The sequence below is a fragment of the Pseudomonas sp. LBUM1645 genome, from assembly GCF_059716185.1.
In genome coordinates, this window is record NZ_CP166811.1 from 2023126 (window position 1) to 2039430 (window position 16305).

The window sequence follows — 16305 nt, forward strand, 5'->3', positions numbered from 1 at the left end:
CCATGAGCGAACCGATTCGTCTGACCCAGTACAGCCACGGCGCAGGGTGTGGCTGCAAGATTTCTCCCCAGGTGCTGGAGGTGATTCTGGCCGGCAGCGGGGCGCAGAACCTTGATCCGAAACTCTGGGTTGGCAACGCCTCGCGCGATGACGCGGCGGTGTACGCCATCGATGAAGAACGCGGCGTGGTGTCGACCACCGACTTTTTCATGCCGATCGTCGACGACCCGTTCGATTTCGGCCGCATCGCCGCCACCAATGCCATCAGCGACATCTACGCCATGGGCGGTGATCCGTTGATGGCGATTGCGATCCTTGGCTGGCCGGTCAACGTACTGGCGCCGGAGATTGCCCGGGAAGTGATTCGAGGCGGGCGTTCGGTCTGCGATGAAGCGGGGATACCGTTGGCCGGTGGGCACTCCATCGACGCGCCGGAGCCGATTTTCGGCCTTGCCGTGACCGGTCTGGTGGAAAAGCGCCACATGAAGCGCAACGACACCGCCACCGCCGGTTGCCTGCTCTACCTCACCAAACCGCTGGGCATCGGCATCCTCACCACCGCCGAGAAGAAGGGCAAATTGCGCCACGCCGACATCGGCCTGGCCCGCGACTGGATGTGCACCCTGAACAAACCCGGCAGCCGTTTCGGCAAACTCGAGTGCGTCACCGCGATGACCGACGTCACCGGTTTTGGTTTGCTGGGGCATTTGGTAGAAATGGCGGACGGCAGCAACGTGACCGCTCGCATCGAGTACGACCGCGTGCCGCGTCTGCCGGGTGTCGAGTATTACCTCGACCAAGGCTGCGTGCCGGGCGGGACGCTGCGCAACTTCGACAGCTACGCCAGCAAGCTGGGGCGTCTTCAGGAAATGCACAAACGCGTGCTCTGCGATCCGCAGACCAGCGGTGGCCTGCTGGTTGCGGTCACCCCCGAAGGTAACGAACACTTCCTCAAAGTAGCCGCCGAGCTGGGCCTGACCCTCGAGCCGATTGGTGAACTGATCGAGCGACAGACAAACGCGGTCGAGGTGTTTTGATGTCCATCGAATTCACCGATTACCGCGACATCTTCCTCAACGACCGACCGATGATGGATGCCCGCGCGCCGGTCGAATTTCTCAAAGGCTCATTCCCCGGCGTGATCAACCTGCCGCTGATGAATGACCATGAGCGGCAACGGGTCGGCACTTGTTACAAGCAACACGGCCAGCAAGCTGCCATTACGCTGGGGCATCAGTTGGTGTCCGGTGAGATAAAAGCCGAGCGCATTCGGGCCTGGGCCGATTTTGCCCGGGCTCATCCTGAGGGGTATGTGTATTGTTTTCGCGGTGGAATGCGTTCGCAGATCGTCCAGCAATGGCTCAAGGACGAGGCGGGCATCGACTATCCGCGAGTGGGTGGCGGCTACAAGGCGATGCGCAGCTTTTTGCTCGACACCGTCGATCAAGCGGTTGCCCAGTGTGATTTCGTCTTGCTGGGCGGCATGACCGGCACTGGCAAGACCGAAGTGCTCACGCAGTTGCGTAACGGCCTGGACCTTGAAGGTCACGCCCATCACCGCGGCTCCAGTTTCGGTAAACGCGCGACCGGCCAACCTTCCAACATCGATTTTGAAAACCGCCTGGCGGTGGACGTGCTGAAGAAGCGCGCCCACGGCATCGAGCAGTTTGTGCTGGAAGACGAGAGCCGTGCGATTGGCAGTTGTGCGCTGCCGTTGCCGCTGTATCAGGGCATGCAGCAGTTTCCGATGGTCTGGCTGGAAGACAGCCTGGAAGGGCGGGTCGAACGGATCCTGCGCGATTACGTGGTGGACTTGTGTGCCGAGTTCATCGGCGTGCATGGCGATGAAGGCTTCGCGCTGTTTTCCGAGCGTTTGCTGGAAAGCCTGAACAATGTGCAGAAACGTCTGGGCGGTGAGCGCCATCGGCGGATATTGATTCTGATGGAAGACGCCCTGGCGGAGCAGGCGAGCAGCGGGGCAGTGGACCTGCACCGGGGCTGGATCGAAGGGTTGCTTCGCGAGTATTACGACCCGATGTATGCGTTTCAGCGGGAGAAGAAAGGGGCTCGCGTTGAATTCGCCGGGGAGCGGGCTGCGGTTCTGGAGTATCTACGTGAGCGTGGCAGTCAGCGGGGGTGATGTTGTTTTTGCCGGCCCCATCGCGAGCAAGCTCGCTCCCACATTAGATTTTCAGTGGACACAATATTTGTGTACGACAAAGATCAAATGTGGGAGCGAGCTTGCTCGCGATGAGGCCCTTGCAGACGCTATAAAACTTAAAGCACCGCCGACACTTACGTCGGACAGGTCTCCCGCCCATTATCCAGACCTTGCTTGTAGGCGTGGCTCTGCACACTGGCCTTGCCGTTGTGCCAGGTCAGGGTGAGCACGTACAGCGAGTCGTAGTCGTTGGATTCCCAGTCATCGGTGATGTTCTGTTTCTTGCCGACGGCTTCTCCAGCGACTTTGTTGATCAACTCCGGCAGGTAGCCGGAGGACCACGCGGTGTAGATGACCGAGTTGTGATACTTGTCGTGGAGCAATTCATCGGCCAGGTCGCTGGTGTCGTTGGCCGAGAAATTGATGTTCACCGGCAAACCGAGCTTGATCGCGCTGGGGCTGATGGTCATCAGGGGACGGATGTAGCTGTAGGAATTGTCCAGTTCGCCTTCCTCGACATTGCGCGTCGGGTTGGCGGCAAACACGTAGTTGGCCTTGCCGAATTTTTCCGGCAGCAAGGTGGCCAGGTCGATGGCACGGTTCAGCCCCTGGCAGTTGAGCTGGCCGAGGCCGCCTTCGGGTTTTTCCGCGTGGCGCAGGAATACCAGCGTCTGGGTGCCGTCCGCCGGTTGGGCGCGGCTTTCGCGGGATTCCAGCGCCAGAAACAACGCGCTGGCTGCCAGCAAGACGGGCAGCAGTAAATAAACGCGATGTTTGAAGCGGTTGGCGAATTTCAGAGGGTTCATCATTGAATTAAGGGTTCTTCAGCGCATTTCGTTAAGGCTGACAAACCTTTACACCGCGAATTTCCTGCGTCGGGGTGTTTTCCATGTCGTTAAGCCGGTCCGTTTTCAAAGGAGGCAGTGCTCAGAGTCCTCTGAAGCCCGTTTGGTTCGATTCCGGCGAAGAGCGCAGCAATGTACCGGTAACCTTTAACGGGTTGGAGTACAGGTTATCGACAGGATGTTGCGGATTTATGGACACGTTACACGTGTAGGAGCTGCCGAAGGCTGCGATCTTTTGATCTTGCTCATCAGTAATATTGATAAAGGCAAAAGATCGCAGCCTTCGGCAGCTCCTACATTATGATCGTCACTCTCAATTTCCTCGTGGATCCTTCCCATGACCGATCTGTCCGCGTTCCCGATTACCCAAAAATGGCCGGCTCAATACCCTGAGTGGATCCAGCTTTACTCCTTGCCGACACCCAACGGCGTCAAGGTGTCGATCATGCTCGAAGAGATCGGACTGCCCTACGAACCGCATCGTGTGGGCTTCGACACCAATGATCAGATGTCCCCCGAATTTCTTTCACTGAACCCCAACAACAAGATCCCGGCAATCCTCGACCCCCACGGTCCGGGGGACCAGCCCCTGGCACTGTTCGAGTCCGGGGCGATTCTGATCTACCTGGCCGACAAGAGCGGGCAACTGCTGGCCCAGGAATCGGCGGCGCGATACGAGACCATTCAGTGGCTGATGTTTCAGATGGGCGGCATCGGGCCGATGTTCGGCCAGCTCGGTTTTTTCAACAAATTCGCCGGCAAGGACTACGAGGACAAACGTCCCCGCGACCGCTACGTCGATGAAAGTAAACGCCTGCTGAGTGTGCTCAACAACCGCCTGGAAGGGCGCGACTGGATCATGGGCGAGCGCTACACCATCGCGGACATCGCGACCTTCCCCTGGGTGCGCAACCTGATTGGCTTCTATGAGGCCGGCGAGCTGGTGGGCATCGAGGAATTCACGAACGTCACGCGAGTGCTGGAGCGCTTCCTGGCGCGGCCGGCGGTGATGCGCGGGCTGGAAATTCCCAAGCAAAACGCTTCGACTTGATCAAGACCAAGGCAGGCCATGCATTCATTCGATTTCAAGCAAGTAGATGTCTTCAGCCGTGTTGCGCTCAAGGGCAATCCGTTGGCGGTGGTGTTCGGCGCCGATGAGCTCAGCGATGAGCGCATGGCGGCGTTCGCCAGCTGGACCAACCTCAGCGAAACCACATTCATACTCGAACCGCGCGATCCTCGCGCCGATTATCGCGTGCGGATCTTCACCACCCTGAACGAATTGCCGTTCGCCGGTCATCCGACACTGGGCACCTGCCATGCCTGGCTGGAGGCCGGTGGCGTGCCCAAGGGCGAAGAGATCATTCAAGAGTGCGGCGTGGGGCTGGTGCGGGTTCGTCGACAAGGGGCAGAGCTGGCCTTTCTCGCACCGCCATTGCTCAAAACCGGGCCCGTGGCGGCGGATGTGGTGGAGCGGGTACGGCGGGGGCTCGGGCTGGAATCGGGGGCGATTGTGCGCACCCAGTGGGTCGACAACGGTGCCGGATGGCTGGCCGTGATGGTCGAGGATCGCCAGCAGGTGCTGGACCTGCAACCGGATCATTCGCAAATGCTTGGCCTGGCCGTCGGTGTCATCGCGCCATGGCACCCCGAGCGCGATGGTGATGACGCACAGTTCGAAGTGCGGGCGTTCATCTCCGGCGACGGCATGCCGGAAGACCCCGCCACCGGCAGCCTGAACGCCGGGATTGCCCAATGGTTGCTCAGCGAAGGACTGGCGCCGGCGTCCTATATGGTCAGCCAGGGCCTGACCATGGGCCGCGCCGGACGCATTCAGGTCGAGCAAGTGGGCGACGAGATCTGGATCGGCGGCGCGGTGGTGACCTGCATCAGCGGAACCTTGAATCTGTAGCGCTGAGCGTCGCGGCCTAACGGTTACTCGCCGCCAGTTTGATCCCGAACCCGACCAGCGCCATACCGGCGACGCGGGACGCGATTTTTCGCGCCATGGGGATGGCTTTCAAACGACGGGTTGCGGCATTGCCCAGCAGAACCAGCAAACCCTGATACAGCGCGCTGATGAACGACACATGCAGCATCATCGCGACCAGGGTCAGGCTGGAGGCATCGGGGTGAATGAACAGGGGAAAAAACGCCACAAAAAACAGGATGACTTTGGGGTTGGTCAGGCTCACCGCCAGGGCAGTGCGAAAGTAGACCCGGGCCGACCGTTTCGGCTCCAGCCCCGCCGAGTCCCTAGTCGCTGGCGCGCGCAGCAATTGCACGCCGATCCAGCACAAGTACGCAGCGCCGAACCACTGCAGCATCTGGAACAGCAGGGGATTGGCTTGCATCACGGCCGCCAGACCGATGGCCGCCGCAATCATGTACGTCGCATCCCCCAGCAGCGTGCCACCCACGGCGCCGAACCCTGCGCCCAGGCCATTGCGGGCGGTGGCATTGAGAATGGCGAAGGTGCCCGGCCCTGGCATTAACTGGAAGATCAGAATCGCGGCAATGAAGCTGCCGTAGTTTTGGATATCAAACATGCTGCGTCACTCCCTGTGTTGGTTTTGCTCAATCCTGAACGTTGTCTTTAGCTGGCGCAATGAGGTCGGATTATTGCCGGGCCCGTAACAAAGTCTTCCACAATCGATGTTTGTGCCCCTGACCGTTGAGGGAATAAGCTTTGGCCCCCTACGACTTTCGTCTCGTCCTCCGTTTTTCAGGAACCCCTCATGTCCAGTCAGTTCCCCGAAGCACGTCCACGCCGTCTGCGCCGCAATGCGAGCCTGCGCAGCCTGTTCCAGGAAACCGAGTTCAGCTTGAACGATCTGGTGCTGCCGATTTTCGTCGAGGAAGAGATCGACGACTTCGTACCGATCAAAAGCATGCCCGGCGTGATGCGTATTCCAGAGTCGAAACTGGCAGGTGAGATCGAGCGTTATGCCCGGGCCGGGATCAAGTCGGTGATGACGTTCGGCGTGTCGCACCATTTGGACGGCAACGGCAGCGATACCTGGAGCGACAACGGTCTGGTGTCGCGCATGTCGCGCATCGCCAAGGATGCGGTGCCGGACATGATCGTGATGTCCGACACCTGCTTCTGTGAGTACACCGACCACGGTCATTGCGGCGTGCTGCATAACCACGAAGTCGACAATGACCAGACCCTGATCAACCTCGGCAAACAAGCGGTGGCCGCCGCTCGTGCCGGTGCTGACGTGATCGCGCCGTCGGCGGCCATGGACGGCCAGGTCCAGGCGATTCGCCGGGCGCTGGACGAAGCCGGTTTCACCCAGACCGCGATCATGGCCTACTCCACCAAATTCGCCTCGGCACTCTACGGTCCGTTCCGTGAAGCCGGCGGCAGCGCATTGAAAGGCGACCGCAAAAGCTACCAGATGAATCCGATGAACCGCCGCGAAGCTGTGCGCGAATCACTGATGGACGAGCAGGAAGGCGCCGACGCGCTGATGGTCAAACCGGCCGGCGCGTACCTGGACATCATCCGCGACATCCGTGAAGCCTCGCGTTTGCCGCTGTCGGCGTATCAGGTGAGTGGCGAGTACGCGATGATCAAATTCGCCGCCCAGGCTGGTGCGATCGATGAAGATCGCGTGGTGCGTGAGAGCCTTGGCGCGATCAAGCGGGCAGGGGCGGATTTGATCTTCACTTACTTCGCGATGGACCTGGCGCTGGCCGGGATCTGATCAAGATCAGAAGATCGCAGCCTGCGGCAGCTCCTACAGGAAATTGAGTACACCTGTAGGAGCTGCCGCAGGCTGCGATCTTTTGATCCTCAGCCGAAGTAGGGCCTGATCCCGTGATCCCGAAAGTACCGCTCGATCACCTTGGGATCGGCAGAGTTGTCGGCAATCGCCACATACGTATCTGGCCGCAACAGGTAAAACCCGTTACGCCCCAGGCCAGCCGCTTCAAACGCCGGCCGCCAGTCAAAAACATGGAGCGGCAAATGATGTTCGTGGCACCAGGCGATCATTTCGTCGCTGGTGTCGCCATACACATGCACCTGCCAGGTCAGACACTTTAGCGATTCGAAATTGTCCCCCTCACCGTCGTGAGCCCAGGGCAGGCGGTCGCCACCGTGAACATGACCGGCAACGCCCGTGCTCAACGGCATCCCACGATAATTCAGGGTGATCTGCGACACCGTGCGAAACAGGAATTCGCGCGACGCCTCAAACGATGCCATTTTCGGAAGCACGAACGGCGCCAAACGCGTGCGCAATAAATCGGCCATGCGCCCTTCGGCCGTGACGAAACTGAACACGCGATCGGTGGTGGCGACCAGTCTGCGAGCAAACGCGATTCGCTCGGTTTCGTAAGTGTCGAGGAGTTTGGCCTCAGCGCCGCCGCTCAACACCGCCGCGAGTTTCCAGGCGAGGTTGATGGCATCGCCAATGCCGGTGTTCATGCCCTGGCCACCGGCGGGGCTGTGGACGTGGGCGGCGTCGCCCAATAGAAACGCGCGCCCGGTGCGAAAATGGTCCGCCACCCGATGATGCACGCGGTAGGTCGAGAACCAGTTCAGTTGCTCGATCTTTACTTTCATATGCTCGATGGCCCGGCTGCTGACGTCTTCAAATTGCAGGGTGTCGACCTGGTCGGCGCGTTCGTCGCGTACGGTGCCGATCAGGCGGGCGCGGCCTTCGCCGGCCAAGGGAAACACCGCGAGAAAATCTGCTTCATCGAGATCCACATGCAGTTCGCCGTTGAACGTCGGCCCGCTGGCTTGCACGTCGGCGACGTAGAAAATCTGCTGGTAGGTGCCGCCGGGAAATCCGGTGTCCAGGGTCTTGCGCACGATCGACCGGGCACCGTCACAACCCGCCAGATAGCAAGCCTGGCAGGTTTCCTCCTGACCATCGGCCAAGCGCAGATAGGCGGTGATACCGTCACCGGTTTCCAGGAAACTCTCCAGCGCCGTGTTGCGCTCCACCTTGATGCCAAAGGTTTCGAGGCGGTCTATCAGCAGCCGTTCGTGTTCGTCCTGAGGAAAGATTTCGAGGAACGCATAGGGCGTCAGGCCTTCGCCGATGCGGCTCAGCGGCAAGCGGGCCACGGGTTCGCCCTTGACCCAGAAATTGGCGGCGGCTACACGATGGCCGTTCTGCACCACCGCATTGCTGAGGTCGAGCTGGCGATACAGCTCCAGCGTCCGCGCCTGGACGGCCAGCGCCCGCGATGTGGTTCCGGGTGCCGAGGTCTTGTCGATGATGCGCACTTTTACGCCAAGCTTGCTCAGCCACAGCGCCAACACCAGCCCGGTCGGGCCGGCGCCGATGATCAGTACGTCGCTACGGTTCATGAGCGGTCCTCCTCGGTGTGTGGCTGAAGTATGGTTCAGCCGCGACAGACGGGCAGGTTGTCTGCCAAACGGAAAAAGGTCCGCGCTGCTACGGGGAACAGTGGGGGGCGGCGAGAGTCATAGCTGCGCCATGCCATTGATCGTATGGTTAACCCGGCTCAACGGATTTGATGGAGCAACATGCAAGCCAATCGATTGATGATGAGCGTCGCCGCGCTGCTGGTGCTGGCCGGTTGCGGTACTCAGCGCACGCAGGAACTCCCTGCGCGCAAGCCTGCCGAGGTCAAGGCCGAGATCGTGCGCCTGCTGCCGGCCAAAACCACCGATCGCCAGGGCTGGGCTACCGATATTTACGCAGCATTTGCTGCCCAGAACATCTATCCATCCACCCAAAACCTGTGCTCGGTACTGGCGGTCACCGAGCAGGAATCGACCTTTCAGGTGGACCCGCCGGTACCGGGCCTGGGCAAAATCGCCCGCGAGGAGATCGACCGCCGTGCCGACAAAGCCCACATTCCCGGCCTGCTGGTGAGCGGTGCGCTGCAGGTGAGTTCATCCAACGGCAAAAGCTACAGCGACCGTCTCAATGCGGCGCGCAGCGAAAAAGAGCTCAGCGCGATCTTCGATGACTTCATCGGCATGGTGCCCATGGGCCGGACGCTGTTCGGTGGGTTCAACCCGGTGCACACCGGTGGGCCGATGCAGGTCAGCATCGATTTCGCCGAGCAACAGGCAAAGGCGTATCCGTACCCGGTGGAAGGCTCGATCCGTCATGAAGTGTTCAGTCGTCGCGGCGGCCTGTACTTTGGTATCGCCCACTTGCTCGGCTATCCGGTGAGCTACAAACAACCGCTGTATCGCTTTGCCGATTTCAATGCCGGTTGGTACGCCAGTCGCAATGCTGCGTTTCAGAACGCGGTGAGTCGCGCGTCGGGCATACCGCTGGCGCTGGATGGTGACTTGGTTCGCTACGATTCGATCATGCCCGGCACCACGGAATTGGCGGTGCGCACCCTCGGCAAGCAACTGGGCATGCGCAATCCGACCATTCGGGACCAATTGGAGGAGGGCAAAAACTTCGAATTCGAGGACACCCAACTCTATGCACGGGTTTTCGCCCTGGCCGAAGAGGCGGAAGGTCGGCCATTACCGCGCGCGGTGTTGCCAGGGATTGCGCTGCAAAGCCCGAAAATCACCCGCAAACTCACCACCGCGTGGTTTGCCAAGCGGGTCGATGAGCGTTATCAGCGTTGCATGGCACGGGCCGGCAAGTGACCGAGCGCAAAAAACAGGCGTAAAAAAACCCGGCTGATAAGGCCGGGTTTTTCATTGAGTCCCGCGGTAAAACCATTCATTTATGCGGCGCGGCTTTCGATCAGACGATCCGAGCCACCTTCAGCGACGCGGTTTTCGATCAGACGATCCGAACCACCTTCAGCCACACGGTTTTCGATCAGACGATCCGAGCCACCTTCGGCAACGCGGTTTTCGATCAGACGATCCGAGCCACCTTCAGCGACGCGGTTTTCGATCAGACGATCGGAACCACCTTCAGCAACGCGGTTTTCGATCAGACGATCCGAGCCACCTTCGGCAACGCGGTTTTCGATCAGACGATCCGAACCACCCTCAGCCACACGACTTTCAATCAGTCGATCCGAGCCGCCTTCAGCGACAACCGGGTGAGCAGAGGTAGCGGCGAAAGCGTTAACTGCAAAAACCGAGAAAGCGATGCTGAGGATAGTTTGGCGTTTCATGATGGTGTGCTCCGGGGTGTAGTTGTTTGGTCTGGAGCTGATGTTACGCCGCGGATTTTTTATGAGAACTTCATTGCCGTGATGGTGAACATCGACGGCAATGATAGGAAGCACGACGCACCCCACGCGAGCGTGATGTTTCAGTTCAACGACTCACGTGCGACGGCGGACAAACTTGCGCCACAGCCAGACCCACAGCATGAACAGCGGGAAGGCCAGAATCAGGAAGGGCAGCGCATAGCTGACTTTTTCCAGCGCATCGGCGGCGCCATCGGCCAGGTTGTCCAGCAAATTGCTGAACGCTTGGCTCAGGTGCGACGAGCGACTGCTGGCGCCGGTCGGCAGGAACGACAGCGTGACCCGATTGGTGTCCAGACGGCGCTGGTGTCCGGCGGCGATCTGGGCCAGGGCTTGCAGGTCGTTTTCGATCCCGGCCTGCTCTTTGCTCAAGGTAATCAGGTCCGTGACGCTGATGTCTTTGCGGGTCGCCAACTCATCCAGACGTTGCTGCTGAGCCTTGAGCCGCTCTTGGCGCCGACGAGTGTCGTCCACGGCATCGGCCAGGTCTTCGGCACTGGTGATTCGTTGACCCAGTTCCCCACCCTCGGCCGCCATCGTGACCAGCGGTTCGACGCCAGCAGGGGCAATGCGCAAAGTGATCTCGGCGCGGCCGGCGCCTTGCTCGATACGCAGAACGTTACAGGCCCCGAAGCGTGCGGTTTCGCAGGCCTCACGTGTGGCCTGCAAGCGCGGCCCGATTTGCGCCTGGGGCAGCAACAGTTGCAGTTCGTGCTCATAGGCGAGCATGGCGCCACCGCGCCCTTGTTCACCGGCTAAACTGGCCGATGACGAGTGTTCGCTCGGCGAGCAGCCACTCAAGGCCAGGCCTGCCAGAAGAAACCCATAGATACGAAGAAACGGGGCGAGACCGCCATCCTGTTGGCGCATGTTCTTTCCTTGAAGTGTGCAGTAGGGCTTGAACCGCGACGGGTAGTCATGAGTGCGGCCCGGGAGGCGTATCTTACCTGTATCGCCCGGCCCAATGGCAGGGAACGTGCCTCGTGCCCAATCGTTTGCTGACTCTATTTTCGTTTCGCCAGGAGCGCGCGATATGTACCAGCTATACGGACACCAGAACTCCGGCGCTGCCGCGATAGAAGCGGCGCTGGAACTTTGCGAAATTCCTTACCGCTTCATCGACGTTGAAACCTCTCCCGAGGCGACCCACGCGCTGGAGAAACTCAATCCGCTCAAGCAGATCCCGACACTGCAATTGCCCGATGGCAGCGTTCTCACCGAGAGCGCGGCGATTCTGATTCACCTGGGGCTCACGTTCCCCAAATCAAACCTGTTGCCGAAAAACACCGCGGCGCGGGATCAGGCCATTCGAGGCCTGGTGTACATCGTCAGCAATTGCTATTCGGCCATTGGCGTCATCGACTACCCCGAGCGCTGGTTGGCCGAGGCGGATGAATCGTCCAGGCAAAACCTCATGATCGGCGCCCGCGCGCGACTGCACAGGAATTGGGAGGTGTTTGCCGATCAGTTTTCGGGCGATTTGTATCTGGGCGACGAGACGCCGGGAGCCCTGGATGTGCTGGCGGCGGTGGTTTCCAGATGGGCGGGCAGTCGGGAACATTTACGCAGTGCAAGGCCTGGGTTTTTCGCGTGGCTTATGCGCATCGACCGGCACCCGACATTGGCACCGGTCTTCGCGCGGCATTGGCCGGATTGATCTATTCACCGCGGATGTACTGCTCCAACTGGCGAATCAACTCAGCCTGTTCGGCGATGGCCTCCTTGACCAGGTCGCCGATCGACAGCAAGCCGATTAACTGGCCGTTTTCCACCACCGGCAAGTGGCGCAGGCGTTTGTCGGACATGATGCCCATGCAGGTTTCGACGGTTTGATGGGTGTCCACGGTGATCACCGGCGACACCATGATGTCTTCGACCGGTGTACCAACGGAGGAGCGGCCCTTGAGTACGAGTTTGCGCGCATAGTCACGCTCGCTGATGATGCCGACGACCTCGCCATTCTTCAGGACCGGCAAGGCGCCGACGTTTTTGGCGGCCATGACCATCAACGCTTCCAGCACCATTTGATGCGGTGCAATGGTGTGGACTTCATGATTCTGTTCAGCCTTTAACTTCAGCAGTTGGGCGACGGTTTTCATGGCAGTTTCTCAGGTGTTGTCGTTGTTCTTGAAGAATCGTAGACACAGGCGCTGAGGGCAAGAGAGAAAGCGGCAGATAACACGCAAAAAACGCCATTCAGCGGTTTTTCTTCGGTCAGCCTGAAATTTTTCGCAGTTATTCATTGATCCATGGGCTCCATCAAACCCTGTGGGAGCGAGCTTGCTCCGGGCGGCGTTCCGACGATGAGGCCATAGCATTCGACATCTCTATTGCCTGTTACACCGCTATCGCGAGCAAGCTCGCTCCCACAGGTTCTAGGTCTGTTCGAGACGTTGGAGCCAGACGGGCTATCGCCTTCGATGACGCGTAGAATTGCGACCTGAATCAAATGTGAGGTTGCAGTGGTGGATTTACAGCGGGGCTTCGTCCTGACCCGGCATTGGCGCGATACCCCGGCCGGTACGGAAGTCGAGTTCTGGCTGGCGACCGACACCGGTCCCCAGCGGATCCGCCTGCCTCATCAAATGTCGGTGGCGTTCATCCCCGCAGCCCAGCGCGAGCAGGCCGAAGCGCTGCTGCGCGGCGAAAAGAACGTCGAGCTGCGGCCGCTGGCGTTGCTGGATTTCGAGCACCGCCCGGTGCTCGGTCTGTATTGCCAGCAGCACGGTCAGCTTATGCGTCTGGAAACCGCGCTGCGCAAGGCCGGCGTCGACATGTTCGAAGCCGACGTGCGCCCGCCGGAACGCTACATGATGGAGCGTTTCATCACCGCACCAGTCCGCTTCAGTGGCACGCCGAACGCCGAGGGCCTGCTGCTCGATGCGCAGATGAAACCCGACCCCGACTATCGCCCGAGCCTCAGGCTGGTCTCACTGGACATCGAAACCACCGCTCAGGGCGAGTTGTATTCCATTGCTCTGGAAGGCTGCGGCGAGCGCCAGGTCTACATGCTCGGCCCGCCCAATGGCGACGACCGCGAGGTGGATTTCCAGCTCGAATACTGCGAATCCCGAACCCACCTGCTGAAAAAACTCAACGTGTGGTTCGCCCGCCATGACCCCGACGCGATCATCGGCTGGAACGTCGTACAGTTCGACCTGCGCGTGCTCCACGAACACGCCCGGCGCCTGGCGGTGCCGCTGAAACTGGGGCGTGGCGGCGAGGAAATGCAGTGGCGCGAACACGGTAGCCGCAACCATTACTTCGCCTCGGCCGCTGGCCGGCTGATCATCGACGGCATCGAATCCCTGCGCTCGGCGACCTGGAGTTTTCCTTCTTTCAGCCTGGAAAACGTCGCGCAAACCCTGCTTGGCGAGGGCAAGTCGATCGACAATCCGTACCAGCGCATGGACGAAATCAACCGCATGTTCGCCGAGGACAAACCAGCCCTGGCCAAGTACAACCTCAAGGACTGCGAGCTGGTGACGCGGATTTTCGCCAAGACCGAGCTGCTGACCTTCCTGCTGGAACGGGCCAGCGTCACCGGGTTGCCGGCAGACCGCAGCGGTGGCTCGGTGGCGGCGTTCACGCACCTTTACATGCCGCTGATGCATCGCCAGGGTTTCGTCGCGCCGAACCTTGGGAACAAGCCTGCACAGGCCAGCCCCGGCGGGTTTGTCATGGACTCGCAACCGGGCCTGTACGAGTCGGTGCTGGTGCTCGACTACAAAAGCCTCTATCCGTCGATCATCCGAACCTTCCTGATCGACCCGGTGGGCTTGATCGAGGGGCTTAAACATCCCGATGACAGCGAGTCGGTGCCAGGCTTTCGCGGCGCGCGTTTTTCCAGAACCCGGCATTGCTTGCCCGCCATCGTCGCCCGGGTCGCCGAGGGTCGCGAAACCGCCAAGCGCGAACACAACGCGCCTTTGTCCCAGGCCCTGAAAATCATCATGAACGCCTTTTACGGCGTGCTCGGTTCCAGCGGTTGCCGCTTCTTCGATACACGCCTGGCGTCGTCCATCACCCTGCGCGGTCACGAGATCATGCTGCGTACGCGACAGCTGATCGAAGCCCAGGGCCACACGGTGATTTACGGCGACACCGACTCGACCTTCGTCTGGCTGCGCCGTGCCCACGGTCAACAGGAAGCAGCACAGATCGGCCGCGCGCTGGTGGATCACGTCAACCAATGGTGGCGCGAGCATGTGCAGCAGGAATACGGTCTGGAAAGTGCGTTGGAGTTGCAGTTCGAAACTCACTACAAGCGCTTTCTGATGCCGACCATTCGCGGCGCCGAGGAGGGCAGCAAGAAGCGCTATGCAGGTCTTGTGACCCGCGCCGATGGCACTGACGAAATGGTCTACAAAGGCCTGGAAACCGTACGCACCGACTGGTCGCCGCTGGCCCGGCAATTCCAGCAGGAGTTGTACTTGCGCATCTTCAATCGCAAACCCTATCAGGATTATGTGCGCGACTACGTGCGCAAGACGTTGGCGGGGGAGTTCGACGATCGCCTGATCTACCGCAAGCGCCTGCGCCGCACCCTCGATGACTATCAGCGCAACGTGCCACCCCACGTGCGGGCCGCGCGAATGGCCGATGATTACAACGACCAGCAGGGCCGTCCGCGGCAATACCAGAACGGTGGCTGGATCAGTTACGTGATCACCGTCGCCGGGCCCGAGCCGCTGGAAATCCGCAGCGCGCCCATCGACTACGACCACTACGTCACCCGGCAACTGCAACCGGTGGCGGACGCCATTCTGCCCTTCGTGGACGACGACTTTTCAACCTTGATTGGTGGGCAGTTGGGCCTGTTTTGAGTCCAGCAGCAACAACGTCCAGTCATCCAGGATGCCGTGGAAATACTGGTCAAGTGCTCGATGAAAGTCGCTGTTAGCGCCGGCAACCTGGGCGAACAGCGTCATGGAAGAGTGAAACTTGAGATCGTCGGGATGGCCGAATATGCCGGCAATCGAGCTTTTTTCGATGTTCAGCACCATTTGCGTGCAGGTGCGCAACCGTGAGCCCAGCAGCGGATGATTGAGGTACGCCGCAGCTTCCTCTTTGGAACGAATGGCAAAGTGGCGGGACATCTCGCTGCCGCCCAACCCTGCGAATTGCGGAAAGATGAACCACATCCAGTGACTGCGCTTGTGGCCGGCGTTCAGCTCGGCCTGGACCCGTTTGAACACCGGGTCCTGTGCCTGGATAAAGCGTTGCAGATTAAAGGAATCGTCCTGATCAGTGCTTCTCATGCCGAAGCCCTCTGACAGACTGCGATGGCTCAGACCATGGCCAACCGCTGTTTGCGTTGTGGCGCGCGAAACGCCTGGTCCAGCGCCTCCAGATCCCCAGTCTCCAATTGCAATTGCGCGGCTTGCGCGTTGAGTTGTACGTGCTCGGGCCGGACCGCTTTGGGGATGGCGATCACGCCTTCCTTACGCAGCATCCATGCCAGTGCTACCTGGGCCGGCGTCACACGGTGACGGGCGGCTATTTGTTTGAGCGTTGTATGGTTCAGCATAGGCCCACCCTGACCGATCGGACAGTAGGCCATGACTGGCATTTGATGCTGGCGGCTCCAGGGCAACAGGTCAAACTCGATGCCGCGTTCTTCCAGGTTGTAGAGCACCTGATTGGTGGCACAGGTCGGTGAAGCCAGTTCCTCCAGGTCGTCGACATCAAAATTGGAGACGCCCCAGCGACCAATCTTGCCTTCTTCACGCAAGCGTTCGAAGGCTTCGACCGTTTCTTCGAGGGGGTACTGGCCGCGCCAGTGCAGCAGGTAAAGATCGATGTAATCGGTATCCAGCCGCCGCAGACTGCGTTCGCACGCCTGGGGGATGCCTTTGCGGCTGGCGTTGTGCGGGTAAACCTTGCTGACGAGAAAGACGTCGTCACGCCTGCCGGCGATGGCTTCACCGACCACTTCCTCAGCGCCGCCCTCGCCGTACATTTCAGCGGTGTCGATGAGGGTCATGCCCAATTCGATGCCCTGGCGCAATGCCGCCACTTCCTGGGTGCGTCGGGAAGGATCTTCGCCCATGCGCCAGGTGCCTTGGCCGATGACCGGTACATTGACGCCGGCCAGTTCGAGGGTCCGCATTCAAACCTCCTTTCTGAATT

16 protein-coding genes are annotated in these 16305 nt (G+C 60.2%); 8 read left to right on the forward strand and 8 right to left on the reverse strand.

Annotation, left to right across the window (positions count from 1 at the left end; genetic code table 11):
* The first annotated feature begins 2 nt into the window (after nt 1–2).
* Complete coding sequence (gene selD, locus ACA079_RS08900; RefSeq protein ID WP_033057379.1) at nt 3–1037, forward strand: selenide, water dikinase SelD; 1035 nt, start codon at nt 3–5, stop codon at nt 1035–1037.
* Nucleotides 1037–2140 carry a tRNA 2-selenouridine(34) synthase MnmH gene (gene mnmH, locus ACA079_RS08905; RefSeq protein ID WP_497703247.1) on the forward strand — a complete coding sequence of 368 codons (1104 nt, stop codon included), beginning with the start codon at nt 1037–1039 and terminating at the stop codon, nt 2138–2140. The genes selD and mnmH overlap by 1 nt, the downstream gene beginning before the upstream one ends.
* 155 nt (nt 2141–2295) lie before the next feature.
* Here the strand turns inward: mnmH and ACA079_RS08910 are convergent, their stop codons facing one another.
* Nucleotides 2296–2970, reverse strand: a complete 675-nt coding sequence (locus ACA079_RS08910) for a histidine phosphatase family protein (RefSeq protein WP_497703248.1) — start codon at nt 2968–2970, stop codon at nt 2296–2298.
* A gap of 373 nt (nt 2971–3343) precedes the next feature.
* On the opposite strand from ACA079_RS08910, the gene ACA079_RS08915 reads away from it, so the two are divergent.
* Nucleotides 3344–4057, forward strand: a complete 714-nt coding sequence (locus ACA079_RS08915; RefSeq protein WP_497703249.1) for a glutathione binding-like protein — start codon at nt 3344–3346, stop codon at nt 4055–4057.
* 18 nt (nt 4058–4075) lie between these two features.
* Nucleotides 4076–4918 carry a PhzF family phenazine biosynthesis protein gene (locus tag ACA079_RS08920; protein WP_497703250.1) on the forward strand — a complete coding sequence of 281 codons (843 nt, stop codon included), beginning with the start codon at nt 4076–4078 and terminating at the stop codon, nt 4916–4918.
* A 16-nt stretch (nt 4919–4934) separates the two neighbouring features.
* Here the strand turns inward: ACA079_RS08920 and ACA079_RS08925 are convergent, their stop codons facing one another.
* Nucleotides 4935–5555 (reverse strand): LysE family translocator, encoded by a 621-nt coding sequence (locus tag ACA079_RS08925; RefSeq protein WP_497703251.1) that lies wholly within the window; start codon nt 5553–5555, stop codon nt 4935–4937.
* Nucleotides 5556–5744: 189 nt separating this feature from the next.
* On the opposite strand from ACA079_RS08925, the gene hemB reads away from it, so the two are divergent.
* Nucleotides 5745–6719: a porphobilinogen synthase gene (gene hemB / locus ACA079_RS08930; RefSeq protein WP_497703252.1), complete on the forward strand. Its 975-nt coding sequence runs from the start codon at nt 5745–5747 to the stop codon at nt 6717–6719.
* A gap of 89 nt (nt 6720–6808) precedes the next feature.
* On the opposite strand, the gene ACA079_RS08935 is transcribed toward hemB, so the two are convergent.
* A complete protein-coding gene (locus ACA079_RS08935) occupies nt 6809–8338 on the reverse strand; it encodes an FAD-dependent oxidoreductase (RefSeq protein ID WP_497703253.1) in 1530 nt (509 codons plus the stop codon).
* A 180-nt stretch (nt 8339–8518) separates the two neighbouring features.
* On the opposite strand from ACA079_RS08935, the gene ACA079_RS08940 reads away from it, so the two are divergent.
* Complete coding sequence (locus ACA079_RS08940) at nt 8519–9613, forward strand: DUF1615 domain-containing protein (RefSeq protein WP_497703254.1); 1095 nt, start codon at nt 8519–8521, stop codon at nt 9611–9613.
* An 80-nt stretch (nt 9614–9693) separates the two neighbouring features.
* On the opposite strand, the gene ACA079_RS08945 is transcribed toward ACA079_RS08940, so the two are convergent.
* Together ACA079_RS08945 and ACA079_RS08950 are read right to left on the reverse strand one after the other, a co-directional pair.
* The gene (locus ACA079_RS08945) at nt 9694–10095 is read right to left on the reverse strand and encodes a hypothetical protein (protein WP_497703255.1); all 402 of its coding nucleotides are present in this window, start codon (nt 10093–10095) and stop codon (nt 9694–9696) included.
* Nucleotides 10096–10248: 153 nt separating this feature from the next.
* Entirely contained in the window at nt 10249–11043 is a 795-nt protein-coding gene (locus ACA079_RS08950; RefSeq protein ID WP_497703256.1) for a DUF4349 domain-containing protein, read from the reverse strand.
* A gap of 163 nt (nt 11044–11206) precedes the next feature.
* Between ACA079_RS08950 and ACA079_RS08955 the strand changes: the two genes are divergently transcribed.
* The gene (locus ACA079_RS08955; protein WP_497703257.1) at nt 11207–11830 is read left to right on the forward strand and encodes a glutathione S-transferase family protein; all 624 of its coding nucleotides are present in this window, start codon (nt 11207–11209) and stop codon (nt 11828–11830) included.
* Between the two features lies 1 nt (nt 11831).
* Here the strand turns inward: ACA079_RS08955 and ACA079_RS08960 are convergent, their stop codons facing one another.
* The gene (locus ACA079_RS08960; RefSeq protein WP_123366129.1) at nt 11832–12272 is read right to left on the reverse strand and encodes a CBS domain-containing protein; all 441 of its coding nucleotides are present in this window, start codon (nt 12270–12272) and stop codon (nt 11832–11834) included.
* A gap of 366 nt (nt 12273–12638) precedes the next feature.
* On the opposite strand from ACA079_RS08960, the gene ACA079_RS08965 reads away from it, so the two are divergent.
* On the forward strand, nt 12639–14999 hold the full coding sequence (locus ACA079_RS08965) for a DNA polymerase II (protein ID WP_497703258.1): 2361 nt from the start codon (nt 12639–12641) through the stop codon (nt 14997–14999).
* On the opposite strand, the gene ACA079_RS08970 is transcribed toward ACA079_RS08965, so the two are convergent.
* Together ACA079_RS08970 and ACA079_RS08975 are read right to left on the reverse strand one after the other, a co-directional pair.
* Nucleotides 14964–15434 carry a DUF1810 domain-containing protein gene (locus ACA079_RS08970; RefSeq protein WP_497703259.1) on the reverse strand — a complete coding sequence of 157 codons (471 nt, stop codon included), beginning with the start codon at nt 15432–15434 and terminating at the stop codon, nt 14964–14966. The genes ACA079_RS08965 and ACA079_RS08970 overlap by 36 nt on opposite strands.
* A gap of 29 nt (nt 15435–15463) precedes the next feature.
* Nucleotides 15464–16285 (reverse strand): aldo/keto reductase, encoded by an 822-nt coding sequence (locus ACA079_RS08975; RefSeq protein ID WP_497703260.1) that lies wholly within the window; start codon nt 16283–16285, stop codon nt 15464–15466.
* Nucleotides 16286–16305: the final 20 nt, after the last annotated feature.